This window comes from Variovorax glucosi, assembly GCF_051216695.1.
Classification (GTDB): domain Bacteria; phylum Pseudomonadota; class Gammaproteobacteria; order Burkholderiales; family Burkholderiaceae_C; genus Variovorax.
The window spans coordinates 1,604,885-1,629,813 of the sequence record NZ_JBPJZE010000001.1; the positions used below are offsets into that span (position 1 = coordinate 1,604,885).

Sequence of the window (24,929 nt, forward strand, 5' to 3'; positions counted from 1 at the left end):
TCATGCCGGGCTGCCGTCTTCCTCGATGTCCGCCGGGTCGATCGCGACCGGCAGCAGCGCCTGCGCCTGCAGTTCCGGCAGCGCCTCCACGCCCTTGAGCGCGCGGCGCATCTGGCGCGCCCGCGTGTCGGCCTTGTCCAGCGTGTCGGAGGCCTTGGCGACCTGCTCCTTGATGCGCGACACCCATTCGCCGAAGCGCTCGAACTCGGTCTTCACCGCGCCGAGCATCTTCCAGACCTCCGACGCCTGCTGCTCCAGCGCCAGCGTGCGGAAGCCCATGTGCAGGCTGTTGAGCATTGCCAGCAAAGTGGTCGGGCCGGCCAGCGTCACGCGGTGCTGGCGCTGCACCGCGTCCATGAGCCCGGGCCGGCGCAACACTTCGGCGTAGAGGCTTTCGACCGGCAGGAAGAGGATCGCGAAATCGGTCGTGTGCGGCGCGGCGAGGTAGTTGTCGGCGATGGACTTCGCTTCGCTGCGGATGCGCGCTTCGAGCGCCTTGCCGGCCAGTTCGACCGCCAGTGCATCGGCGCGTTCGTGCGCATCGATCAGGCGTTCGTAGTCGTCGCGCGGGAACTTGGCGTCGATCGGCAGCCAGACCGGCGCGCCGTCGGCGCTGCGGCCTGGGAAGCGCACCGCGAAGTCGACGCGCTGACCACTGCGTGGCTTAGTCTCAACCTGCTTGCCGTATTGCTCGGTGGTCAGCACCTGTTCGAGCAACGCTTCCAGCTGCACTTCGCCGAAGATGCCGCGCGTCTTGACGTTGGTCAGCACGCGCTGCAGATTGCCGACGCCGACAGCCAGCGACTGCATCTCGCCGAGTCCCTTGTGCACCTGGTCGAGCCGGTCGGCGACCTGCTTGAAGCTTTCGCCGAGCCGCGCTTCGAGCGTGCTCTGCAGCTTCTCGTCGACGGTCTTTCGCATTTCGTCGAGCTTGGCTGTGTTCGACTGCTGCAGCTGCGCGAGCTGCGTTTCCATCGTGGCGCGAACTTCTGAGAGCCGACGCGCATTCGATTCGCTCAGCCCCTGCAACTGGGTATTGAGCGTGTCGGCGAGCGTCTTCTGCATCAGCGTGAGCTGCGTCGCGAAGGCGTCGATCTGCGCGTTCTGGGTGCGGGTCGCTTCAGCGCCTTGCTGCACCAGCGCGGCCTGGAAGCCGGCGAAGTTCTGGCCAAGTTCCTGACGGGTGCTGCGTGCGGATTCGCCGATTTCCTGGCGCAGGGAGCGCTCGGTGCGCGCGCTCTCGGTTCGCAGTGCGGCGAGAAGTTCGGCCGCGTCGTCGTTATCGACCTCCGGCGGACGCCGCAGCAGGAGCACAGCGATCAGAACGAGATTCACGGCTGCAAGCGCAGCGACCAGCAGAAGTATCCAGAAATCCACTTAGTTCGTTGCGGGCGCGACCGGTGTGACCGGTGTCAGGGCGCCCTTGCCTTCCAGGAAAGAAATCAGGTTGTCGGCGGCCAGATCGGCCATCGCGCGGCGGGTCGGGATCGTGGCACTGGCGATGTGCGGCGTCAGGACGACGTTGGGCACAGTAAGCAGCGCCGGATTCACGGAGGGCTCACCTTCGAAGACATCCAGCCCGGCGGCTGCGATGACGCGGTCGCGCAGCGCCTCGGCCAGCGCCGCATCGTCGACGATGCCGCCGCGCGCCAAGTTGACCAGCGTGGCCGTCGGCTTCATCCGTGCGATCTCCGCGGCACCGATCGCGTGATGCGAAGACGCCGAATAAGGCAGCACAAGCACCAGATGGTCGGCCGTCTTCAGCAACTCTTCCTTGCTCACGTAACGCGCCTTCAGTTCCGCTTCGATGCCAGCTTCGAGCCGCGAGCGGTTGTGATAGATCACGTTCATGCCGAAGCCCAGAGCGCCGCGTCGCGCGATGCCCTGGCCAATGCGCCCCATCCCGAGAATGCCAAGCGTGCTGCCGTGGATGTCGGAGCCGGCGAACATGTCGAAGCTCCACTTCTTCCACTCGCCGCGACGCAGGTAATGCTCGCTCTCGGTGATGCGGCGGGCCGTCGCCATCAGCAGCGCGAAGCCGAAATCGGCCGTGGTTTCGGTCAGCACATCGGGCGCGTTGGTGCCGGTAACGCCATGCCGTGCCATCGCGTCGACGTCGAAGTTGTTGTAGCCGACGGCCATGTTGGCGCAGATCTTCAGATCGGGACACGCGGCAAGCACCGCCTCGTCGATCTTCACGCTGCCGGTGGTGAAGGCGCCCTGCTTGCCCTGCAGCCGGCGGATCAGTTCCTCGGGCGACCATTCGGCGTCGTCCTGATTCGCTTTGACATCGAAATGGCGCTGAAGCTTCTCGATCGTCTCCGGAAACACGGCGCGGGTGACGAGGACTTGGGGCTTGGCGGATCTGGTGGACGTTGTCATGGTGCCTGGAAGGTGGACGAAGGGGCCGGCGGCTGTTCGATTTCGAAGACCTGTCGCAGGTAGGCCAGGTATTTCTCGTCGTCGCACATGTTCTTGGACGGCGTGTCCGAAAGTTTGGCGACCGGCTGGTCGTTGCAGCGGATCATCTTGATCACGATCTGCAGCGGCTCGTACCCAAGGTCGTTGGTCAGGTTGGTGCCGATGCCGAAAGCCAGCTGGCAGCGGCCGCGAAACTGCCGGTACAGCTCGATGGTGCGCGGCACCGTGAGGCCGTCGCTGAAGATCAGCGTCTTCGTCAGCGGATCGACCCGCTTCGCGATGTAGTGCGCCAGCATGCGTTCGCCCCACTGGAACGGGTCGCCGCTGTCGTGACGGGCACCGTCGAACAGCTTGCAGAAGTAGAGGTCGAAGTCGCGCAGGAAGGCGCTCATGCCGTAGACGTCGGACAGTGCGATGCCGAGGTCGCCCCGGTACTCGCGCGCCCACGATTCGAATCCGAATATCTGGCTGTCGCGCAACCTGGGGCCCAGCGCCTGGCAGGCCTGCAGATATTCATGTGCCATCGTGCCGAGCGGGATCAGGCCGAGCTTCATCGCGAAAAGCACATTGCTGGTGCCGGCGAACTGGGCGGTCTTGGTGCTGGACTGAGGGGGTACGGCGACGGCGCCCAGCCTGGATGTCAGCGTGCGCAATACCTCTTCATGCCAGTCCTTGGCGAAGCGCCGACGCGTTCCGTAGTCGGCGATCTTGAGATCGGAAAGCCCTTCGGCCTGTAGCTGTCCGATCTTGGTTTCGAGCCGGCGCCGGCCTTCCGCGAGATCGGGCTGACGCTGCATGTTGCGGAAGTACACCTCGTTGACGATCGCCAGCACCGGAATCTCGAACAGGATGGTGTGCAGCCATGGTCCCTTGATGCTGATCTCCAGTTCGCCGGACGGTTTCGGAACGATGTCGATGTATTTCTCGTTCAGCCGGAACAGGCCCAGGAAATCGACGAAATCGCTCTTGATGAAGCGCATCGATCGCAAATACCTGAGTTCCGGCTCCTTGAACTGCAGCGAGCACAGCTGGCGGATCTCGTCGCGGATCTCGTTGGCGAATTGCGCCAGATCGACACCGGGGTTGCGGCACTTGAAACGATATTCGACGCGGGCACCGGGAAAGTGGTGCAGCACGACCTGCATCATCGTGAACTTGTAGAGGTCGGTGTCCAGCAGGCTTTGAATGATCATTTGACGGCGCGAGTTCTGTCGATGTCTCGAATTGCATTGCCGGCGTCTTTTCAGGACCGGGCTTCGATTATGGCCAGCGCACGGCCTCCGTGTCCCTCACCGCTTGAATAGGCCTCAGCCTACGGCCCCAGCCCGGGGCGTCCTACCAGTTGCGAATCGGTGCCAAAACTAAAGTCTCGACACGTCGCAGAGACAGCGCGGCGGTTCAACTCACCGAAGGAGAGACGCTATGAACAAAGACACCATCGAAGGCAACTGGAAGCAGCTCAAGGGCAAGGTCGTGGAGCAATGGGGCAAGCTGACAGATGACGATTTCGACGTCATCAACGGCAAGCGCGAACAGTTGCTGGGCCGTATCCAGGAACGTCACGGCATCAGCCGCGACGAAGCCGAGACGCAGGTTGCCGATTGGGAAACGCGCGATGGCCGCAACCCGACCGCGCTCTGGTTCGAACGTTCGTAGATCTCCGGGCACACCGTGTCGAGTCGAACCACTCGATCGATCAATCAATCAATTTGTCTACTGAAAATCAAAGAGGAAAAATCATGAAAAAACATCTGCTCGCACTTGCCATCGTTTCGACCTGCTTCATGGGCGCGCAAGCTAGCGCCCTGACGAAGGACGAATACAACGTCGCCAAGGAAAAAGTCTCGGCCGACTACAAGGTCGCCAAGGCCCAGTGCGACACCATGAAGGACAACGCGAAGGACGTCTGCCAGAAGCAGGCCAGCGGCACCGAGAAGGTTGCCAAGGCGGATCTGGAGCAGCAATACAAGCCGAGCACCAGCCATGCACGCAAGGTTGCCGAAGAAAAGGTCGCAATGACCTATGAAGTCGCAAAGGAAAAGTGCGATGACCAGAGCGGCGCAGCCAAGGATGCATGCGTGAAGCAGGCCAAGGCCGATGAAGCCAAGGGTAAGGCCGACATCAAGGCGATGAAGAAGATGTAATCTGCCTTCTGGCGGAGACGATGACAGCGCCTGCGGGCGCTGTTTTCGTTTGGGCGCGTTTGCGCGGCGAGAATTTGCGAGATTTAGAAACGCGGTTCTAAAGTGCTGCGAATGGGTTTTCGGGTCTTGCTCCTGAGAACCATCTGCCTATACTTGCGCCTATGCTGCACCGCAACATTCAATGGCCAGGCGCAGCGTCCCGTGATCTCGATGGGATCCTCATTCAACCAACCTCTGGAGTTCTCCATGGCACTGACCGCTGACCAAATCCTCGCCGCCCAAAAGGCAAACCTCGAAACGCTGTTCGGCCTGACCACCAAGGCATTCGAAGGCGTCGAGAAGCTCGTCGAACTCAACATGACCGCATCGAAGGCCGCAATGAGCGAAGCTTCGAGCACGACGCAAGCCATGCTCAGCGTCAAGGACGCTCAGGAGCTGCTGACGCTTCAAGCCAGCCTCTTCCAGCCGCTCGCAGAAAAGACCGCTGCCTACAGCCGTCATCTGTACGACATCGCCCAGGGCACCAGCAGCGAATTCGGCAAGGCCATGGAATCCAAGGCCGCTGAAGCCCAGCAGAACTTCGCCGGTCTGATCGACACCGCGACGAAGAATGCACCGGCCGGTTCGGAAACCGCCGTCGCCGTCATGAAGAGCGCCGTCGCTGCTGCGAACAACGCATTCGAGTCGGTTCAGAAGGCTGTCAAGCAGGCTTCCGACGTCGCCGAAAGCAACTTCCAGACGATGTCGGCTACTGCTGTCAACGCAGCCAAGTCCACCGCACAAACCGCTTCGCGCAAGCGCTGAGAATCCGGTCTGGCGCTTTCTGCCGGACCTTCGCAGTTGTCTCCTTGGATCCCCGGATCCAATTCAGCCTCGTCTCCGGACGGGGCTTTTTTTTGCCTTTTTACGGCACGGGCGTCTTCGATAATTGCGCTTCGAACAATTCAGGAGACAAGCACATGCAGATCGAAGGCAAGGTTTTCATCGTCACCGGCGGCGCGTCGGGTCTGGGCGAAGGCACGGCACGGATGCTGGCGACCAGCGGCGCCAAGGTTGTCATCGCCGACATGCAGGCCGAGAAGGGCGAAACGGTCGCGCGCGAGATCGGCGGCGTCTTCGTGCGCTGCGACGTGAGCCAGGAAGCCGACGGGCAGGCAGTCGTTGCCGTTGCGGTGAAACTCGGCAAGCTGATGGGCCTCGTCAACTGCGCAGGCGTCGCCCCGGCCGAGAAAACGGTCGGCAAGACCGGGCCGCATTCGCTGGCGCTTTTCAGCAAGACCGTGACGGTGAATCTGATCGGCAGCTTCAACATGATCCGCCTGGCTTCCGACGCGATGGCGAAGAACGATCCCGAGTCCACCGGCGAGCGCGGCGTGCTCATCTCGACTGCTTCGGTCGCAGCCTACGACGGCCAGATCGGCCAGGCGGCTTATGCGGCATCGAAAGGCGGCGTGGTCGGCATGACGCTGCCTATCGCGCGCGATCTGGCTCGCAGCGGCATCCGCAACATGACCATCGCACCCGGCATCTTCGGCACGCCGATGCTGTTCGGCATGCCGCAGGAAGTGCAGGACGCACTGGCAGCGAGCGTGCCCTTTCCGTCGCGTCTCGGTACGCCGGACGATTACGCCAAGCTGGCGAAGCACATCATCGAGAACGACATGCTCAACGGAGAAGTGATCCGGCTCGACGGCGCGATTCGCCTGGCGCCGCGCTGATTCGGCTGGCGATTCAGCCGACCGCCTTCCGCTCGCGTTCCAGCTGTTCGTATTGCGAGATCACCTGCGCGCCGAACAGCACCAGCGTAGCGGCGATCTCCAGGCTCAGAAGCACGACGATGGCCGTCGTCAGCGAGCCGTAGACCACATTGACCTGCGACAGCGTCGAAAAGTACCAGACGAGGATGCGACGGGTGATTTCCCAAAGCAATGTTGCCGTCACGCCGCCGAGCAGCGCGTGCCGTAGCGACAGCCGGCCCACCGGCATCACCAGGTAAAGCGAAGTCAGCATGAAGATTTCGCCGCCCAGGCCGAGCAGGTACAGCAACAGTCCCGAAACGCCCGAAAGCGACCAGCTGTAGCCCAGCAACTCGATGCTTTCCTGCCCGATGACCTGCAGCGCGCCCGAAACCAGCGTCACCAGCAGCAGACCGACACACAGGCTCAGGATATAGAGATACGGCATGACCGCTGAAATCAGGAAATGCCGCGATCGCTCGCTTTTCCGGTGATGAAAGATCACCGACATCGCGCTTTCCAGCACCGTGAAAGCCAGAGAGCTGAAGAAGATCATCGTCACGAGAAGCACCGGCCCCAGCACGTCGCGATGGTCGAGAAAGTTGGAGAGTTCACCGACGATCGCCTTCGACTGGCCCGGCAGCAGCCACGCAAGATAGCGCCCGATGGTGCTCAGCAGTTCGCGCTGGTCGATGAAGTGCGAGAGTGCGATCACGCTGACGATCAGCAGTGGCACCATCGACAGCAGCGCGTAATAAGCGACCGCTCCTGCGAGCAGAAGGCCCTGATTGGCGCGAAAAACCTTCAACGTCTCCCAAAGGAAGCGAAAGGGATGGCGCAGCAGCGGCGAGGCGTGTTCGAGGAGACTGCGCATCTTGCGGGTGGAATCTGAGACGGGCAGTATGCCGTTCGCATGTGCAAGCCCGACAGCTTGCGTATGATTTGCCGCTCCCCGCCTACATGACCATCCCTCCCTCATTCATCCAGGAACTGATCGCGCGCGCGGACGTGGTGGAGATCGTCGGGCGTTATGTGCCGCTGAAGAAGGCCGGCGCCAACTTCATGGGGTTGTGTCCGTTCCACGGCGAAAAGTCCCCGTCATTCTCGGTCAGTCCGACCAAACAGTTCTATCACTGCTTCGGCTGCGGCGTTCACGGCAACGCCATCGGCTTTCTGATGGAACACGCGGGCATGGGTTTTGTCGAAGCCGTGCACGATCTGGCCGGCCAGTACGGCCTACAGGTCCCCGAAGACGACGCCTCGCCCGAGGACCGCGCCCGCGCCGCCGGCCAGCGCGAGAAGCAGGCGACGCTGTCGGACGTGCTCGAAAAAGCCTGCGATGCGTATCGCAAGCAGTTGCGCCAGTCGCCTGGCGCAATCGAGTACCTCAAGCGCCGCGGCGTTTCCGGCGAAATCGCAAAACAGTTCGGCATCGGCTATGCACCCGCCGGCTGGCGAAGTCTGGCGAGCGTGTTCCCGAGCTATGACGATCCTTTGCTTGCCGAAAGCGGGCTGGTGATCGTCGGCGAAGAGGATTCATCGGCAGATTCGTCGCAGCCGGCCAAACGCTACGACCGCTTCCGCGACCGCGTGATGTTCCCGATCCGCAACGTCAAGGGCGAATACATCGGCTTCGGCGGTCGCGTGCTCGGCGACGAAAAGCCCAAATACCTCAATTCGCCCGAAACGCCGGTCTTCAGCAAGGGCCGCGAGCTCTACGGCCTGTTCGAAGCCCGCGCCGCATTCCGCCAGCACGGCTACGCGCTGGTCACCGAGGGCTACATGGACGTGGTGGCGCTGGCGCAGCTCGGCTTCCCGAACACCGTCGCGACGCTCGGCACGGCCTGCACGCCGGAACATGTGCAGAAGCTGTTCCGTTTCACCGAATCGGTGGTTTTCAGCTTCGACGGCGACGCCGCCGGACGCCGCGCCGCGCGCAAGGCGCTCGACGGCGCCCTGCCTTTCGCCACCGACGTGCGCAGCATCAAATTCCTGTTCCTGCCGTCCGAGCACGATCCGGACAGCTACATCCGCGAGTTCGGTGCCGACGCCTTTGCGCGCTTCGTCAACGACGCGGTGCCGCTGAGCCGGTTCATGCTCGAAGCCGCCAGGGAAGGCTGCGACATGGGCAGCGCCGAAGGGCGCGCGCGCATGACCAGCAATGCCCGCCCGCTCTGGAGCGCGCTGCCCGACGGTGCGTTGAAGCGCCAGTTGCTGACCGAGATCGCCGAAAACGTGCAGCTCGGCGCGGCCGAACTCACCGAGCTCTGGGGCACGGTCAACGCGCCGCGCTTCCAGCCGCGGCAAGAGAGACAAGACCGGCAAGACTGGCAAGAGCGACGCGATTGGGACGATTCGCAGCCGCCACCGTCGTCTCCACACGACTGGGACGACGGTTCGCCGCCGCGAACCGAAGAGCGGCGTTACGGCAAGAAGGGCTTCTCGAAACGTTCCGACCGCGCGCAATCCGAGCGCCCGCGCGGGCGCATCGTGCCGCCGAGCAGGCCGGACGTCGCCGCGCGGCTGCTGCTGTCTCGCATGGGCGAATGGGACGTGCTGACGCACGAACTGCACGAAATGCTCTGCAACCTGCCGGGTGGCCACGGCCAGCTGTTCGCCTGGCTCGACAGTCAGCTTCACGAACACGGCGTACAACCCTGGGCCGCGCTGCGCGAAGGTCTGCGCGGCCAGCCTTTCGAGGCGTTGGCGGAGCGCGTCATGACCGGTCCGGAAGGCGGACCGATCGAAGATGGCGAGGGCACGGGCACGGGCACGGGCGCGGAAGCAGCCGATGCAGCGCGAGAACTGCGCAATGTTCTCGATTTCATGCTCGACGACCTTTTAAAGGCACTTCAAAGCGAGGCGATCGCGGCGGTCGGCACCGATCCGCTGGCACTCGAACGCTACAAGGCGCTCGAAGCCCGCCGCCTGGAACTGCGCCACCGCCTCAAACCGTCGTCAGGCGGCATGTGACAGGCACGAAATAAGCACGAATCTCTTGAAAAAGAGGCTTCTGTCTATAATGTGTAGCTTCGCCAGCAGCGAAATCAGGCAAGAGCGACAGCAGCACCTCCGGACCGACCCCATGCGCAATGCACTTCCCAAAGGGAAACGGGTCAACATACCGCCAGGACTGCACACCAAATGATCGCCCGACATCTTGCCTGTTGAGGAACTCGTTTCCTCGTTTTTCTGTCTTCGTATCCGTGCCCGCGTCCGGTTCATGGCGCCTGTGATCCTGCTTGTCCATTCTTGTTGTGCGAGGTCGTATGCCCAGTTCAAAGAAGCCTGCCGTGTCCGTTGTCAAGAAACCTGTCGCAGATAAACCGTTGAAAGCGGCCGCGCCGGCAGCACCTATGAGAGGTGCCGCCCCGGTCAAAGTGCCCAAGGCGACTGCCGCAACCAAAGTGAAAACCGTGCCCACGAAATCCACGCCCGCCGAAACCACCAAGGTCGCCGCCCTCAAGGCCGCTGCCATGTCCGACACAGCCGCAACCGCCGTCGCGCCCGCCAAGAAGGTCGGACGTCCGCCCAAGGCCGCTGCCGCAGCCGCCGCCGGTACTGCAGCCCCCGCCACCGGCGCCAAGCGCGGTCGCAAGCCCAAGGCTGCCAGCGAATCTTCCGGCAACGACATCGACATGTCCGACATCGAGGACGACCTCGTCGGCGAAGAGCCTGTTGCCGCCGTCGCCGGCACGACCGAGGAAAAGGTCAAGCCGCTGCGCATGAAGATCAGCAAGGCGAAGGAACGCGCGCTGATGAAGGAATTCGGCCTGGACGAAACCGTCCTGTCCGAAGAAGACATGGCGAAGCGCCGTTCGCGCCTGAAGACGCTGATCACGCTCGGCAAGACCCGCGGCTATCTGACGCAAGGCGAAATCTCCGACCACTTGCCCGACAAGCTGGTCGATGCCGAGACCATGGAAGTCGTGGTCACGATGCTGAACGACCTCGGCGTGGCCGTCTACGAACAGACGCCCGACGCCGAGACGCTGCTGCTGAACAATACCGCGCCCACCGCGACCACGGTCGAGGAAGCCGAGGAAGAAGCCGAAGCCGCGCTCTCCACCGTCGACAGCGAATTCGGCCGCACCACCGACCCGGTCCGCATGTACATGCGCGAAATGGGCACGGTCGAGCTGCTGACGCGCGAAGGCGAAATCGAGATCGCCAAGCGCATCGAAGGCGGCCTGATGGCCATGATGGAAGCGATTTCCGCATCGCCGGCGACCATTGCCGCGATTCTGGAGATGGCTGCGACCATCCGCGACGGCAAGGTCGTGATCTCGACCATCGTCGACGGCTTCTCGAATCCGAACGAGGCCGACGACTATGTGGCCGAAGAAGACTTCGACGAATTCGACGAAGAAGACGACGACGACGGCAAGGGCGGCTCCAAGGCGCTGACCAAGAAGCTCGAGGAACTCAAGCGCGACGCGCTCGAACGTTTCGACCGCATCGCCTCGCTGTTCGAGAAGGTCCACAAGATCTACGACAAGGAAGGCTACGGCACGCCGGCCTATGCCAAGGCGCAGCAGGCCCTGTCGGAAGAGCTGATGACGATCCGGTTCACGGCCAAGACCATCGAGAAGCTGTGCGACCTGGTTCGCACGCAGGTCGACGACGTGCGCAAGAAAGAGCGCGAACTGCGCCGGATCATCGTGGACAAGTGCGGCTTCCCGCAGGACGACTTCATCCGCGACTTCTCGGGCTACGACAAGAACGGCAACCGTATCGCGTCTAACCTGCTGAACCTCAAGTGGGTCGAGAAGCAGGCCGCTGCCGGCAAGCCGTGGAGCACGGTGTTGGCGCGCAACATTCCGCCGGTGCAGGAACTGCAGCAGAAACTGACCGACATCCAGTCGCGCGTCGTCGTGCCGCTCACGCAGCTAAAGGACATCAACAAACGCATGAACGACGGCGAGCGCTCGTCGCGCGATGCCAAGAAGGAAATGATCGAGGCCAATCTGCGCCTCGTGATCTCCATCGCAAAGAAGTACACCAACCGCGGCCTGCAGTTCCTGGACCTGATCCAGGAAGGCAACATCGGCCTGATGAAGGCGGTCGACAAGTTCGAATACCGTCGTGGCTACAAGTTCTCGACGTATGCGACCTGGTGGATCCGCCAGGCGATCACCCGCTCGATCGCCGACCAGGCACGCACGATCCGCATCCCGGTGCACATGATCGAGACGATCAACAAGATGAACCGCATCTCGCGCCAGCATCTGCAGGAATTTGGCTTCGAGCCGGACGCCGGCATCCTGGCTGCGAAGATGGAGATTCCGGAAGACAAGATCCGCAAGATCATGAAGATCGCGAAAGAGCCGATCTCCATGGAAACGCCGATCGGCGACGACGACGATTCGCACCTGGGCGACTTCATCGAAGACAGCAGCAACACGGCGCCGATCGAGGCCGCGATGCAGGCGGGTCTTCGCGACGTAGTCAAGGACATCCTCGATTCGCTGACGCCACGCGAAGCCAAGGTGCTGCGCATGCGTTTCGGCATCGAGATGTCGACCGACCACACGCTGGAAGAAGTCGGCAAGCAGTTCGACGTGACGCGCGAACGCATCCGCCAGATCGAAGCCAAGGCGCTGCGCAAGCTGAAGCACCCGAGCCGTTCGGACAAGCTGCGTTCGTTCATCGACACGCTCTAATCAGCCACACTCCACAAAAGCGGACTTGCCGGACACTGCGTTCGGCAAGTCCGCTTTTTTTCTTGAGACACATATGAACCCCGACGCAGCCAATCTCTGGAAAGCCCCGCGCTGGGCGCTGGCCATCCTTCTCGCAGTGCTTGGCATGCTCGGCCCGTTTTCCATAGACACGTACATCCCGGCGTTCTCGGGCATTGCGGCGTCGATCGGCGCGACGCCGGTCGAAATGCAGCAGACGCTGTCGGCGTACCTGTTCGGTTTCGCCTTCATGAACCTGTTCCACGGCGCGCTCTCGGACAGTTTCGGGCGCCGGCCGGTCGTGCTGTGGGGGCTGGCGGTATTTACCATTGCTTCGCTCGGCTGCGCGCTGTCGCAGACCATCGGGCAGCTGGTGCTGTTCCGCGCGCTGCAGGGCCTGTCGACCGGGGCCGGCATTGTGGTGTCGCGGGCGGTGATCCGCGACATGTTCCCGCCGGCCGAAGCTCAGAAGGTGATGAGCCAGGTCACGATCTACTTCGGCGTGGCGCCGGCCATCGCGCCGATCGTCGGCGGCTTCCTGTTCGTGCATGCGGGTTGGCATGCGGTGTTCTGGTTCCTGGTGGCGGTCGGCGTCGTGCTGTTCGCCGCGAACTGGAAGCTGCTGCCGGAGACGCTGCACACCAGCCAGCGCCAGCCGTTCGAGGTCCGGCACCTGATGCGCGGCTACCGCGATCTGTGCTCGGACCCGCGATTTCTGCTGCTGGCGCTGGCCAGCGGCGTGCCGTTCAACGGCATGTTCCTGTACGTGCTCTCGGCGCCGGCCTTTCTGGGCGACCATCTCGGCCTGTCGCCGACGCAGTTCTTCTGGTTCTTCCTGCTGACCATCGGCGGCATCATGAGCGGCGCCTGGGTCAGCGGCCGCATGGCCGGCAAGGTTCCGCCGAAGACGCAGATTCGCCACGGCTTCCTGATCATGCTGCTGGTTTCGGCGGTGAACGTGACTGCCAACTGGGCATTCCCGCCGCATCCGGCCTGGTCGATGCTGCCGATCGGCATCTTCTCGTTCGGCTGGGCGCTGATGGTGCCGGTCATCACGCTGCTGGTGCTGGATCTCCATCCCGAACGTCGCGGCATGGCGTCGTCGCTGCAGGCGGTGATCGGCTCGACGGCCAACGGGCTGGTCGCCGGCGTGATCGCGCCGCTGGTGATGCATTCGACGCTGGGCCTGGCGCTCACATCGGCCATCATGATGAGCGTCGGGCTGTTCGCCTGGATCTGGCTGCATCGGCGCTGGCCGGAAATCGGCCGGAACATCCAGTAGTACGTACGGTCGAAGTCGCGTTTCAATCGACGTCGTGGCTTCTGGCGAGTGCCGCCAGATGATGCTGCAGCAGCGGCCCGAGCGCGCTCCGGCCGATGCCCTGCCGATGCACGCGCTGGGGAAACATGATGTCCAGGTTGACGTTCCCTTCGAGCAGCACCGGGCCCTCGTCCGTCATCGCGATATCCCAGCCGACGAAGATCCGGTGCGAGAAGGCGCGGTGCGCATCCAGCGCCAGCGCCTGGATCGCCGGCCAGCTTTCCAGCACGCGCCCCTCGACAGCCTGCCCCGTCACCGGGTGGTGGCTGAAGCGCCGCGTGCCGCTTGCCAGCCGGTCGCTGCACATCGCACCCAGCCGGCCGTCGACCCGGTCGATCGGTACGCCATATTCGTCCTTGCGCCGCCATTTCGGCTCCAGCTTCGACAGGATGCGCAAGAACGCATGCGTGACGACGGGCCGGCCATCGCTGTCCAAGCAGGTCAGCACCCGGACGGTCACGAGCGACCGGTCTGCCAGATCTGCCAGTTCGGGGTGGTTGCGCAGCCGGGGCTGGACGATCACGGGCGCTGTCCGGCTCGCCGCCTGCAGCCAGACCCGAACGGTCTCGAGATCGATCTCTTCGCCGTCGGGGTCCAGATACCGGTGTGGCCCGACGCGCCGGAACACCAGAACACCCCGCGCGCCCCGACCGCTGCGCAATTTGCAGAACAGATCGCGGTCGAGCCGGTCGCGCGGAACTGACCAGGCAACTTCGCTGCCACCGTCTTCGCTTTCGAGCAATGTCGACGCGACAGGCAGGCCTTCGCGCCTGCAGCAGGCGGCAAAAAGTACCTTGTCCTTCATCTCGCGCGGACCGTCGGGTGAGGGACGCATCGAGTTCAGCACATGGAGAAGGCCGTTCTTGGTTTCGCTGCGCGTGAGATAGAACGCCGCTTCCGCCCGGCCACCCTCGCGGTACAACTCCTGGAAGTAATAGGCAAGCGGGTCGAAATCATGTCGAAGGCTCAGCGAGAGCAGATCGCCCAGTTGCGCCCGAAGCGTGCGCCCGGAGGCGCGCCTCGCGGCCGGACCCAGCACAGCCACCAGCCCGACGCTGCCGGCGACGAGCACCGCGCCGCGCAGTCCCGGCCAGAAAGTCCACCGAACCGGCGGATAAATCGCCTTGCGAAAAAGATGTGCCTGCCGATAGATGCGTCGTGCCTCGGCGCCGACCGCCTGGACCGGATGCGCCGCCGTCGATGCGTCGGTGCGTGCCGCGCCCACCAGAACCAGCGCCACGACATAGCATTCGATAGCCAGCAATTCGCTCCACTCGGCGAGCGATGCAATATCGCCGGCGGAGATCGACCAGGCGTTGAGCGACTTGCCCTCCCAGAGATCGCAGACGATGAAGACGAACTGCAGACCCATGCCGATACGCCAAAGGAGGAAGGCACCGGAACGTTCGCGTCCGCGCCGGAGCACTGCTCTCACCATCGCGGTGGCTGCAAGCCAGAACGGCAGGTCGACCAGCCAGTCGTCGGCCATGAAACCGCTTCCGACGAGCCAGTCGGTGGCCTGGATCGCACCGAGAACGACCATCGCCCAGAAAGCCAGGATCCAGCGGCTGCGTTCGCGACCGGACTTTTCGTGCAGCGCAAGCTGGAACAGCGTCCAGCCCAACCCTGTCGCCACCGCCAGATCGGACGTGAGATGGACCGCCGAATCGAACTGCCATGCCGGCGTGTCCGAAAAAAGCTGTGCGAGCACGGTTGCGAAAGCAACCGCCAACGCCCACGCAAGCACTGTCGCGCCGCGCAGCGACGGGGTTTTGATCGAACCGTTTCGAGAAAGCATCGCCGGACTCTATCCAGCGATCCTGACCAGCAGCCAGCGCAAGCCTCAATCCGGATTGCGACTTTCCAGGCTGGCGGAAATATGGTGCTGAAGCAGGGGGCCGAGCGGGCTGAGACCGATGCCGTTCCAGTCGTGGCGCCGCGGAAACACTTCATCGGGACCGATGCTGCCTGCAAGCAGAAGCGGGCCTTTGTCGGTCATCGCGATCTCCCAGCCGGCGATGATGCGTTTCGGAAATGCGCGGTGCGCATCGAGTGCGAGTGCCCGGATTGCGGGCCACGTCTGAAGCACACGGCCGTCGGCGACACGACCGGTCGCTGGATCCACCCCCAAACTGTCCTTGCGACGCCATTTCTGCGCGAGTCTGCCATCGGTGCGCAGGAACGCATGGGTCAAGACCGGAAGGTCGTCGCTATCGAGGCAGGTCAGCACCCGCATCGTCACGAGCGACCCTTCAGGAACATCGGCCAGATCGGCGATTTCCGGATGATTGCGCAACAGGGGTTGCACGATCACGGGCGTGGTTCGGCTGTAGGCATCGACCCACGCGAGCACCGTGTCGAGGTCGATCTCGTCGCCTTCGGGATCACGATAGAGGTTTTTGGCGATGCGACGAAACACCAGGCTGCCGAGCGAATTCCGGCCGCTGCGAGCATTGCAGAACAGGTCGCGGTCCAGCTCGTTGCGGCAAACATGCCATTCGACGCCTTCCTTGTTCGCCGTACTTTCTAGCAGCGTCTGCGGAACGGGCAGTCCTCGCTGCCGACAGCCGATTGCGAAAATCACCTTGTCCTTCATGTCGTAAGGACTGTCGTGCAGCCGGCGCATCGCGCTCAGCACATGGTGGGTTCCGACCGTTCCGTCCACGAGCACCAGCGCGACGACATAGCATTCGATCGCCAGCAGCCGGCTCCAGCCGGCGATCGATGCCAGATCGCCGGCAGAAAGCGACCAGGCAACGAGCGCCTTGCCTTCCAGGAGATCGCAGACGAGAAAGACGAACTGCAGCACCAGACCGATCCGCCAAAAGGACATGGCGATGCGGCGCTTGCTTCCACGCTGCAGCACGACATGCAACATTGCACTGGCCGCGAGCCAGAAAGGCAGGTCGACCAGCCAGTCGTCGGTCATGAAGCCGCGGCCGACGAGCCAGTCCGTGGTTTCGACGAGGCCAAGCACGACCATAGCGGCGAAAGCCAGCGTCCACCGGCGACGCTCGTCCGGCATGGCGTGCCGCAGCGCGAGCTGGAAAAGCGCCCAGCCCGAACCCGTCAAGACCGCAAAACCGGAGGAAAGACGGACGGCGGAGTCGAATTTCCACGCCGGCACATCGCCGAGCGCCTGCGCCAGCCATGTCGCAACCACGACAGCCATCGCCAGTGCAATCGCAGCCGGCGCGTCCAGCGACCGCGTCTTGAACATATCGTTCCGAGCGAGCATCGTGACTCCTGGGCTGCGAGGCGAGCAGCGTGCATCGGACTTTATCCAGCAATGCCTACCAACAGATAGTGCAAGAACCCTCGAACTAGTAAAAATTACCTACATTTCTTTTCGGTGTGATACGTCCCCGTTCCCCTGACCACGATCCGGTCGCCGATCAGCACATCGCCCGGCTGATGGTCCGGTTGTCCTGCGATGCGGTCGTACAGCGGTCCGAAATCGATCGTCGCCAGGTCGAGCAGCTGCGTCAGGCTGTCGATGACGAAGTAGGTTTCCTGGAAATCGTCGATGCGGTAATTGGTGCGCATCACCCGTTCGAGATCGAATCCGATGCGGTTTGGCGATGCGTCGTCGAGCGCAAAGACGCTCTCGGTGCGCGACGACGCGATGCCGGCACCGTAGATGCGCAGGCCGTCGGGCTGGCGGATCAGGCCGAATTCCACCGTGTACCAGTAGACGCGCGCCAGCTTGTCGAGCACGCCCAGCTTCTGCGCTCGCAAACCGCCCTTGCCGTAAGCCTGGATGTAGTCGGCGATGGCCGGGTTCATCAGCATCGGCACATGACCGAAGACGTCGTGGAAGACATCCGGCTCTTCAAGGTAGTCGAGCTGGTGCGGCTTGCGGATGAAATTGCCAGACGGGAAACGCCGGTTTGCCAGATGGTCGAAGAAAACCTCGTCCGGAACAAGCCCCGGAACGGCCACGACCTGCCAGCCGGTGCGCTGCATCAGCACTTCGCTGAGTTCGACGAAGTCCGGAATGCGGTCGGCACCGATCGGCAGGCTGTTCATGCCGTCGATGAACGCGTCGCAGGCCCGGCCGGGCAGCAGCTTCGTCTGGCGCTCGAACAGCGTTTTCCAGACTGCGTGCTCGGCCGGGGTGTAGTCGGCCCAGCCCTGGTCGATGGTCCAGTCGGGCCGGTCGGGTGTCGCGACGGCACCCGCAGCGAGGCCGTGCTTGATCGCTTCGGCAGAGATCATGGTCAGGCCGTCGTCGCGTCCAGCACGCCGCGGCGGATCTGGTCGCGCTCGAGCGATTCGAACAGTGCCTTGAAGTTGCCCTCGCCGAAGCCTTCGCTGTAGTTCCCGCGACGCTCGATGAACTCGAAGAACACCGGTCCCATCATTGGCGTCGAGAAGATCTGCAGCAGCAGGCGTGCGTGGCCGCCTTCGGTGGTGCCGTCCATCAGGATGCCGCGCGCCTGCAGCTCGGGCACGTTCTGGCCGTGGCCCGGCAGGCGCGTGTCGAGCATCTCGTAATAGATGTCGTTGGGCGCGGTGGCGGTCTTGACGCCGGCCAGAGACAGCTTGTCGACGGCATCCTTCAGGTCGTCGCAGATCAGCGCGATGTGCTGGATGCCTTCGCCGTTGAACTGCATGAGGAATTCCTCGATCTGGCCGCCGCCCTTCTTCGATTCCTCGTTGAGCGGGATGCGGATCTTGCCGTCGGGCGCGGTCATCGCCTTGGACGTCAGGCCGGTGTATTCGCCCTGGATGTCGAAGTAACGGATCTCGCGGAAGTTGAAGAGCTTCTCGTAGAAATCCGCCCAGAACGTCATGCGTCCGCGGTAGACGTTGTGCGTCAGGTGGTCGATGAGCTTCAGGCCGTGGCCGACCGGATGGCGGTCGACGCCTTCGATGAATTCGAAATCGATGTCGTAGATCGACTTGCCGTCCTCGAAACGGTCGATCAGGTACAGCGGCGCGCCGCCGATGCCCTTGATGGCCGGCAGGCGCAGTTCCATCGGGCCGGTCGGCACGTCGACCGGCTGCGCGCCGAGGTCGAGCGCGCGCTGGTAAGCCTGGTGCGCATCCTTCACGCGGAATGCCAGCCCACAGGCGGAAGGACCGTGCTCCGCGGCAAAGTACGCGGCCGGGCTCTTCGGTTCGCGGTTGATGATGAAGTTGATGTCGCCCTGGCGGTAGAGCACGACGTCCTTCGAGCGGTGCTTCGCTACGAGCGTGAAGCCCATCACCTCGAAGATCGGCTCCAGCAAGCCCGGGGTGGGGGAAGCGAATTCGACGAATTCGAAGCCTTGCAGGCCCATGGGGTTCTCGAACAGATCGGTCATCGTGTGTCTCCGGTATTTGAGGGTGGGGTTGCTTTCGATGCTAGACCGATGCCGCACACGATTCCTGCAACTTGCGGCGTAAATCGGTCGCGCGGCGCAGCATTCCTGCAAAATAATCGACATGAACGCTCCTCTCGAACTCGACTCCATCGATCTGCGCGTGCTTCGCGCGCTGCAGGCCAACGGACGCGCGACCTACGACGAGCTTGCCGCGCAGGTCAGCCTGTCGGCCTCGGCGACGCTTCGGCGAGTCAAGCGGCTGGAAGAATCCGGCGTGATCCAGGGCTACGTCGCGCTGCTGCGACCCGAGCGCGTCGGCCTGCCGCTGATGGCGTACATCAACGTCCGGCTGGAGAAGCACACCGAAAGCCACAAACGCAGCCCGATGGACGCGTTCCGCGCGTCGGTCCAGGGATGGCCGGAGGTGATCGAATGCGCCTCGCTGACCGGCGACATGGACTATCTGCTGCGCGTGGTGGTCGCCGACATGGCGGACTATTCGCGATTCGTGATGGAAACGCTGCTCAAGCACCCTAGCGTGCAGGACTGCAAGACCAGTTTCGTACTCGACCGCGTCAAGACGACGACGGCGCTGCCGGTGTGAGGCGGCGACGTGCGCCGCTCGCTGGACGGCCTCAGTCGAGCTTGACGTTGGCCTGCTTCACCAGTTTCGCCATGCGTACGGTTTCGGTGCGGAAATAGGCGGCCGTCTCTTCCGGCGACGTCACGCCCAGGCGGTAGCCCTGGACCAGCAGTGCGTCGCGAACCTCCGGCAGGTCGACGGTCGACTTGACCGCGGCGTTGATGCGCTGAACCTCGGCCTTCGGCATGCCGGCCGGGCCGATCACCGCGTTCCAGCCTTCGATGACGTAATTGGGCAATCCCTGCTCCGCGATGGTCGGCACGTCGGGCAGCAGGGACGAGCGCGCCGCCGATGTGACGCCGAGGGCGCGCAGCGAGCCCGCCTTGACCAGCGGCGCCGCGACCGCGACCGCGATCACCGCGAGTTGCACCTGTCCGCCGAGCACGTCGGTGGTCAGCGGACCGGCGCCACGGTAGGGAATGTGCTTGATGTCGACCTGGGCCTCGCTGCAGAACATCTCCGCCGCCAGATGAAGGATCGTGCCGTTGCCCGACGAGCCGTAGTTCAGCGCGCCGGGCCGGGCCTTGGCCAGCGCGACGAGTTCGCGCACGTTCTTCGCAGCCAGCCCCGGATGCGCCACCAGCACGAATGGCGTCGCACCGATGAGCGCGATGGGCGTGATGTCCTCGACGGCATCGAAGGGCACGTTCTTGTAGACGCTCGGGTTCACGACGTGGTTGTTCGACACGAAGCCGATGACCGAGCCGTCCTTGGCGCCCTTGACGATCTGCAGCGTACCGGGAATACCTCCGGCACCCGGCAGGTTCTCGATGACGGTCGGATGCCCTAGCGCCTTGCTCAGCCCCTGGCTCATCGTCCGCGCCACGCCGTCGGTGCCGGAACCGGCACTCACAGGCAATATGACCCGCACCGGCTTGTCGCTGCCCTGCGCCCACAGCGCGCCGGGCAGCAACCCGGCCGCGCCGACAGCCAACGCGATGCGCGTCATGCCGCGCAGCAGCTTTCGACGCGGATTCACGGCCGCGTCTTCTTCGGATCGGTTTCTGGTCGTCATTTCTTGTCTCCGTCTCGTTGTTTTTTCAGCCGACCGCGTTTGCGGCCAGCATCGTCTCTCGCTGCGCTGCGTCGTAGCCGAGCGATTCGAGCAGTTCGCGGGTGTGCTCGCCCAGCGTCGGCGGGTGCAGGCGCACACCGAGGCGAGCGCCGTCCATGGTGATCGGGAACAGCGTCGTCTGCGCCATTTCGCCGGCACGCTCGCCATCCGGCAGCCGGATATCGGCCAGGCCTCCGGTGGCCAGCAGATGCGGATCCTGGAACAGGTCTTCAGGACGCACGATCGGTGCGAAAGGCAGGCCGCGCGCCTCGAACAGCGCCGAGAGTTCCGCTGCGCTGAACGCTTTCAAGCGTTGGCGAAGGTCGGCCAGCATGCGCGGACGCTGGCGAACGCGGGCGTTGTTATCGGCAAGCTCGGGGTCGGCCAGCAGATCGACGAAGCCCAGCGCCTCGCAGAAGGTTCGCCATTGCGCATCGCTGACCGCAGCCAGGAAGATCTGCTCGCCATCCTTGACGCTGAACACATCGTAGAGCGCCCATGCCGAGATGCGCTCCGGCATCGGCGCCGCGGCCTGGCCGGTGATGGCGTACTGCAGCATGTGCTGGCCGACCAGGAACACGTTGTTCTCGAACAGCGCCGATTGCACTTCCTGTCCGCGGCCGGTCTCGTTGCGCTGCATCAGCGCGGCCAGCGCGCCGATGGCGCCGAACATGCCGCCCATGATGTCGTTCACGCTGGTGCCGGCGCGCAGCGGATCGCCGGGCCTGCCGGTCATGTAGGCCAGCCCGCCCATCATCTGAACGACCTCGTCGAGCGCGGTGCGGTGTTCGTAGGGTCCGGGCAGGAAACCGGCGTGATCGACATAGACCAGGCGCGGATTGACCTGGCTCAGCGTCGCGTAGTCGAGCCCGTACTTGGCCATCGTGCCGGGGCGGAAGTTCTGTGCCACCACGTCGGCCGAGCCGCACAACCTCAGCGCCACCTCGACGCCTTCGGGCTGCTTCAGGTCGATCGCGATGCTCTTCTTGTTGCGGTTGAACATCGGGAAAAAACCGGCTCCCGCACCGAGCAGCGTGCGGGTGCGGTCGCCTTCGATCGGCTCGACCTTGATGACCTCCGCGCCGAGATCGGCTAGCACCATGCCGCAGGTCGGGCCCATGACCATATGGGTGAATTCGACGACACGCAGTCCTGCGAGCGGCAGTTTTCGGGCGGTTGTTGTCATGCGGATGCTGCAATGGCGCTGGCGCCGTGTTGGATGAACGTCTTCGGAAAGCCGGCACGCCAGACGTTGCCGTGCAGCGTCTCGCCTTCGAGCAAGTCCGCGACTCGCCCGCGCAGCGCGATCAGTTGCTTGAGGTCGATGCCGGTCGAGATACCCATGCTTTCGAGCATGAAGACGAGATCTTCGGTGTCGACGTTGCCGCTGGCGCCCGGTGCATGCGGACAGCCGCCGATGCCGGCGAGGCAGGCATCGAAGCGAGCGACGCCGACTTCGAGCGCTGCGTAGGCGTTGGCCAGACCGAGGCCGCGCGTGTCGTGGAAATGCGCGCTCCACAGCCGGTCGCCGGCGATCGCCAGCGCCTTCTCGAACAGGCTGCGGACCATCGCCGGGTCCGCATAGCCGACCGTGTCGGCGAGGCTCACCCGGTCGGCGCCGGCATCGAGCAGCGCCTGCATCAGCCGCAGCGTTTCGGCAACCGGCACCTCGCCTTGCAGCGTGCAGCCGAAAGCGGTACCGATGCCGCCTTCGATCAGCGTCCGGCTGCCCGAGGCGTCGCGTGCGGCGCGGATGCGGCCCACTTCGGCCACGACTTCGTCCGGTGTCTTGCGCAGGTTGGCCAGGCTGTGCGCGTGGCTCGCCGAAAGCGGCACGATCATGAGGTCGGCGCCGCCTTCGATGGCGCGTTCGGCGCCCTTCAGGTTCGGAACCAGCACCGAGGCGAACAATCCCGGCAAGGTCTTCGCTACCTCCAGCAGCTCGGCGGTGTCGGCCAGCTGGGGCAGCAGACGGGCCGGCACGAAGGAGCCGACCTCGATCTCGTGCTGGCCTGCCGCATGGGCCGCGCGCAACCATTCGATCTTCCGATCGGTCGGCATGACGCGGGAAATGCTCTGCAGTCCGTCGCGCAGGCCCACTTCACGCACGACTGCGGCGCGAGGTAAATTTGTTGGTGTCATCCGGTGTCTCCATGACTTCTGAGTCCGGACAAATTTTAGATATTCCGTTTCGTCGATGAATGGCACATTTGGAACCCCTGCGATTCCAAATCGGAATCTCTCGAACGAAAGACACCGTGCGCGACCTTGACCTGACCACGCTTCGCCTCTTCGTCGCCGTCTGCGACGTCCGCAACATCGCGCGGGCCGGCGAGCGTGCCAACCTCGTCGGCTCGGCCATCAGCAAGCGCCTCGCGCAACTCGAAACCACCGTCGGCACGCCGCTGCTGGTGCGCAAGCGCCGCGGCGTCGCACCGACCGCAGCAGGAGAAACCCTGCTCGAACATGCGCGCATGCTGCTGTCGAGCATGGACCGCATCGAGCGCGACATGGCCGGCTATGCGGGCGGCACGCGCGGCCATGTGCGCATCATGGCGAGCGCCTCGGTGATGGCCGAATCGCTCGCCGACGACGTCGCTTCTTTCCTGCAGGTGCCGGCCCATCGCGACATACGGGTCGACATGGAAGAACGCCTGAGCCCCGAAGTCGTGCGTGCCATCCGCGAGGGCAGTGCGTCGGTCGGCATCTGCTGGGACGCGGCCGATACCGAAGGCCTACAGACGGTGCCGTATCGCGAAGACCGGCTAGCCGTGGTGGCGCACCCGTCGCACCCGGCGGCGGCGCGGGCGGATGGGGCCGAAGGCGGCGATCCGTTGCTGTTCGCAGATCTGCTCGATCATGAATTCGTGGGCATGCCGACACTGAGCGCGGTCGGCATGACGTTGCAGCGCGCTGCCGCGATCGCCGGCAGGCCGCTGGCCTACCGCGTGCTGGTGTCGAATTTCGATGCCGCCCTGCGCGTCGTGCGCGCCAACCTGGCGATCAGCGTCGTGCCGGTGGAAGTGGCGGAGCCGTTTGCCAGAACCTGCGGTCTGCGCGTGATGCCGCTGGGAGACCCGTGGGCTCGTCGGCGTTTCACAATCTGCTTCCGCGATACCGAAACACTGCCGCCCGCCGCCGGACTGCTGGTCGCTCATCTGCGTGCGATCGCCACCGCTGCTGCCACGGCAAGTTAGTCTCGCAGCGTGATCTTCCACTCCATCTGGCCCTGGCTGCCCTCCCCGTCGCAGCATTTCCTGGTCGTCACGTTCGCCTTGCTGGTGTACGTGCTGACGACCCGGGCACGGCGTGAACAGCGCGCGCCGGCCACCGCCATCGCCTGGGTGATGGGCCTGGTGCTGCTGCCGTACATGGCGCTGCCGGCCTACCTGATGTTTGGCCAGCGCAAGCTGCGACCGGCCGGCGTGCCGCGCCCGCCGCGCACCGCGCCCGCAGGACACTGGGCCGCCGAGCTGATCGAAAGCTTCGGCCTCGCACCGCCGAGTCCCTGCGAAGCGCATTTCCATGCCGATGGCGCCGCCGCCCGCGATGCGCTCTGGCGCGTGATCGACGGCGCGCGCGAGCGCATCGACGTCTGCACATTCATCATCGGCGACGACGCGCTGGGCCATGAAGCCATCGCGCGGCTGGCCGCTCGCGCGCGCGAAGGCGTCAAGGTGCGGCTGATGCTCGACGGCTTCGGTGCGCTGACGCTGCCGCGCCGTCACTTCGACACATTGCGCGCCGCCGGCGGCAAGGTGACGGTGTTCCGGCCGCTCTTCAGCCTGCGCCGAATCGGACCGCGCAACCTGCGCAACCATCGCAAGCTGGTGATCGCCGACGACCAGGTTCTGTGGTCGGGTGGCCGCAACCTGGCGGGCGAGTACTTCACCGGCAACGACGCCATACCCGTGCCCTGGCGCGACCTTTCTTTCGACCTCGAAGGCGGCGTGGCGCTGGCCGCGGCAAGACAGTTCGATCACGACTGGATTTCCGTGCGCCAGGGCCCGCCGCGGCTGATCGCGCCGGACACCAGCATCCCTGTCGACCGCGATCTCGACGTCGCCGAGGAAACGCGCTTTGCCCAATTCCTGCCCAGCGGCCCCGATCAGACCGAAGACACCGCCCACGCCCTGCTGATCGACGCCTGCTTCCGCGCCGAACAGCGCGTTTTCGCGATCACGCCCTATTTCGTACCCGACGACGGCCTGCGCGATGCGTTGCGTCTCGCCGCCCGGCGCGGCGTGCAGGTGACGATCGCCATCCCCGCGCGCTCGAACCATGCGCTGACCGATTTCGTACGCGCCCGCGCGATGCGCGATCTGGCCGATGCGGGCGTCACCTTCCGCATGCTGCCGTTCATGGCGCATGCCAAGGCCGTCGTCGTCGACGAGACACTGGCGATGTGCGGATCGATCAACCTCGACCAGCGCAGCCTGCTGCTGAATCACGAGGCGGCGGTGGTTTTCTACGGGCGTCGCGACATCGACTGGATCGCGCAGTGGATCGACACGACAGCGGCGGCGGGAGAGCCGTTCAGGACGCGGCGGCCGGGGTTGCTGCGGGATCTGGGTGAAGGATTGCTGCTGACGATTGCGTTTCAGCTTTAGGACTGAATTC

22 protein-coding genes are annotated in these 24,929 nt (G+C 64.1%); 10 read left to right on the plus strand and 12 right to left on the minus strand.

Features of this window, described 5'->3' with window-relative positions:
• The 3 genes from ACSFA3_RS07565 to pncB are packed head-to-tail and all read right to left on the minus strand — an operon-like array spanning position 1 to position 3,668.
• Positions 1-1,377 carry a DNA recombination protein RmuC gene (locus ACSFA3_RS07565; RefSeq protein ID WP_435504749.1) on the minus strand — a complete coding sequence of 459 codons (1,377 nt, stop codon included), beginning with the start codon at positions 1,375-1,377 and terminating at the stop codon, positions 1-3.
• On the minus strand, positions 1,378-2,382 hold the full coding sequence (locus tag ACSFA3_RS07570; protein ID WP_435504750.1) for a 2-hydroxyacid dehydrogenase: 1,005 nt from the start codon (positions 2,380-2,382) through the stop codon (positions 1,378-1,380).
• The gene (gene pncB / locus ACSFA3_RS07575) at positions 2,379-3,668 is read right to left on the minus strand and encodes a nicotinate phosphoribosyltransferase (RefSeq protein ID WP_435504990.1); all 1,290 of its coding nucleotides are present in this window, start codon (positions 3,666-3,668) and stop codon (positions 2,379-2,381) included. Before pncB ends, ACSFA3_RS07570 begins: the two co-directional genes overlap by 4 nt.
• Before the next feature lie 175 nt (positions 3,669-3,843).
• Here pncB and ACSFA3_RS07580 point away from each other — a divergent pair, with 175 nt between their 5' ends.
• The 4 genes from ACSFA3_RS07580 to ACSFA3_RS07595 all read left to right on the plus strand — a co-directional run bounded on the left by ACSFA3_RS07580 (position 3,844) and on the right by ACSFA3_RS07595 (position 6,283).
• Positions 3,844-4,077 (plus strand): CsbD family protein, encoded by a 234-nt coding sequence (locus tag ACSFA3_RS07580; RefSeq protein ID WP_435504751.1) that lies wholly within the window; start codon positions 3,844-3,846, stop codon positions 4,075-4,077.
• 83 nt (positions 4,078-4,160) lie between these two features.
• Positions 4,161-4,565 carry a hypothetical protein gene (locus tag ACSFA3_RS07585; protein ID WP_435504752.1) on the plus strand — a complete coding sequence of 135 codons (405 nt, stop codon included), beginning with the start codon at positions 4,161-4,163 and terminating at the stop codon, positions 4,563-4,565.
• A 246-nt stretch (positions 4,566-4,811) separates the two neighbouring features.
• The gene (locus ACSFA3_RS07590; protein ID WP_435504753.1) at positions 4,812-5,369 is read left to right on the plus strand and encodes a phasin family protein; all 558 of its coding nucleotides are present in this window, start codon (positions 4,812-4,814) and stop codon (positions 5,367-5,369) included.
• 155 nt (positions 5,370-5,524) lie between these two features.
• Positions 5,525-6,283, plus strand: coding sequence for a 3-hydroxyacyl-CoA dehydrogenase (locus ACSFA3_RS07595; protein ID WP_435504754.1), 759 nt, complete (start codon positions 5,525-5,527; stop codon positions 6,281-6,283).
• A 13-nt stretch (positions 6,284-6,296) separates the two neighbouring features.
• Here the strand turns inward: ACSFA3_RS07595 and ACSFA3_RS07600 are convergent, their stop codons facing one another.
• Positions 6,297-7,175, minus strand: coding sequence for a YihY/virulence factor BrkB family protein (locus ACSFA3_RS07600; RefSeq protein WP_435504755.1), 879 nt, complete (start codon positions 7,173-7,175; stop codon positions 6,297-6,299).
• Between the two features lie 86 nt (positions 7,176-7,261).
• Here ACSFA3_RS07600 and dnaG point away from each other — a divergent pair, with 86 nt between their 5' ends.
• Positions 7,262-9,274 (plus strand): DNA primase, encoded by a 2,013-nt coding sequence (gene dnaG, locus ACSFA3_RS07605; RefSeq protein WP_435504756.1) that lies wholly within the window; start codon positions 7,262-7,264, stop codon positions 9,272-9,274.
• Here dnaG and ACSFA3_RS07610 read toward each other — a convergent pair.
• The gene (locus ACSFA3_RS07610; RefSeq protein ID WP_435505000.1) at positions 9,249-9,725 is read right to left on the minus strand and encodes a hypothetical protein; all 477 of its coding nucleotides are present in this window, start codon (positions 9,723-9,725) and stop codon (positions 9,249-9,251) included. The genes dnaG and ACSFA3_RS07610 overlap by 26 nt on opposite strands.
• On the opposite strand from ACSFA3_RS07610, the gene rpoD reads away from it, so the two are divergent.
• Together rpoD and ACSFA3_RS07620 are read left to right on the plus strand one after the other, a co-directional pair.
• Positions 9,658-11,964, plus strand: a complete 2,307-nt coding sequence (rpoD, locus tag ACSFA3_RS07615) for an RNA polymerase sigma factor RpoD (RefSeq protein WP_435504757.1) — start codon at positions 9,658-9,660, stop codon at positions 11,962-11,964. The two genes, ACSFA3_RS07610 and rpoD, sit on opposite strands and share 68 nt — an antisense overlap.
• A 73-nt stretch (positions 11,965-12,037) precedes the next feature.
• Positions 12,038-13,264: a multidrug effflux MFS transporter gene (locus ACSFA3_RS07620; RefSeq protein ID WP_435504758.1), complete on the plus strand. Its 1,227-nt coding sequence runs from the start codon at positions 12,038-12,040 to the stop codon at positions 13,262-13,264.
• Between the two features lie 22 nt (positions 13,265-13,286).
• On the opposite strand, the gene ACSFA3_RS07625 is transcribed toward ACSFA3_RS07620, so the two are convergent.
• The 4 genes from ACSFA3_RS07625 to hppD all read right to left on the minus strand — a co-directional run bounded on the left by ACSFA3_RS07625 (position 13,287) and on the right by hppD (position 18,612).
• Positions 13,287-15,101, minus strand: a complete 1,815-nt coding sequence (locus tag ACSFA3_RS07625) for a sugar-transfer associated ATP-grasp domain-containing protein (protein ID WP_435504759.1) — start codon at positions 15,099-15,101, stop codon at positions 13,287-13,289.
• Between the two features lie 45 nt (positions 15,102-15,146).
• On the minus strand, positions 15,147-16,541 hold the full coding sequence (locus ACSFA3_RS07630) for a sugar-transfer associated ATP-grasp domain-containing protein (protein ID WP_435504760.1): 1,395 nt from the start codon (positions 16,539-16,541) through the stop codon (positions 15,147-15,149).
• A gap of 95 nt (positions 16,542-16,636) precedes the next feature.
• Positions 16,637-17,521, minus strand: a complete 885-nt coding sequence (gene phhA, locus ACSFA3_RS07635) for a phenylalanine 4-monooxygenase (RefSeq protein ID WP_435504761.1) — start codon at positions 17,519-17,521, stop codon at positions 16,637-16,639.
• 2 nt (positions 17,522-17,523) lie between these two features.
• On the minus strand, positions 17,524-18,612 hold the full coding sequence (gene hppD, locus ACSFA3_RS07640; protein ID WP_435504762.1) for a 4-hydroxyphenylpyruvate dioxygenase: 1,089 nt from the start codon (positions 18,610-18,612) through the stop codon (positions 17,524-17,526).
• Positions 18,613-18,733: 121 nt separating this feature from the next.
• Here hppD and ACSFA3_RS07645 point away from each other — a divergent pair, with 121 nt between their 5' ends.
• Positions 18,734-19,216 carry an Lrp/AsnC family transcriptional regulator gene (locus ACSFA3_RS07645; protein ID WP_435504763.1) on the plus strand — a complete coding sequence of 161 codons (483 nt, stop codon included), beginning with the start codon at positions 18,734-18,736 and terminating at the stop codon, positions 19,214-19,216.
• Positions 19,217-19,247: 31 nt separating this feature from the next.
• On the opposite strand, the gene ACSFA3_RS07650 is transcribed toward ACSFA3_RS07645, so the two are convergent.
• The 3 genes from ACSFA3_RS07650 to ACSFA3_RS07660 form a co-directional block, all read right to left on the minus strand.
• A complete protein-coding gene (locus ACSFA3_RS07650; RefSeq protein WP_435504991.1) occupies positions 19,248-20,204 on the minus strand; it encodes a tripartite tricarboxylate transporter substrate binding protein in 957 nt (318 codons plus the stop codon).
• A gap of 91 nt (positions 20,205-20,295) precedes the next feature.
• The gene (locus tag ACSFA3_RS07655) at positions 20,296-21,495 is read right to left on the minus strand and encodes a CaiB/BaiF CoA transferase family protein (protein WP_435504764.1); all 1,200 of its coding nucleotides are present in this window, start codon (positions 21,493-21,495) and stop codon (positions 20,296-20,298) included.
• Positions 21,492-22,451 carry a hydroxymethylglutaryl-CoA lyase gene (locus ACSFA3_RS07660; protein WP_435504765.1) on the minus strand — a complete coding sequence of 320 codons (960 nt, stop codon included), beginning with the start codon at positions 22,449-22,451 and terminating at the stop codon, positions 21,492-21,494. The genes ACSFA3_RS07655 and ACSFA3_RS07660 overlap by 4 nt, the downstream gene beginning before the upstream one ends.
• A gap of 116 nt (positions 22,452-22,567) precedes the next feature.
• On the opposite strand from ACSFA3_RS07660, the gene ACSFA3_RS07665 reads away from it, so the two are divergent.
• Together ACSFA3_RS07665 and ACSFA3_RS07670 are read left to right on the plus strand one after the other, a co-directional pair.
• A complete protein-coding gene (locus ACSFA3_RS07665; RefSeq protein ID WP_435504766.1) occupies positions 22,568-23,506 on the plus strand; it encodes a LysR family transcriptional regulator in 939 nt (312 codons plus the stop codon).
• Positions 23,507-23,515: 9 nt separating this feature from the next.
• Positions 23,516-24,919 carry a phospholipase D-like domain-containing protein gene (locus ACSFA3_RS07670; protein ID WP_435504767.1) on the plus strand — a complete coding sequence of 468 codons (1,404 nt, stop codon included), beginning with the start codon at positions 23,516-23,518 and terminating at the stop codon, positions 24,917-24,919.
• The last annotated feature ends 10 nt before the right edge of the window (positions 24,920-24,929 follow it).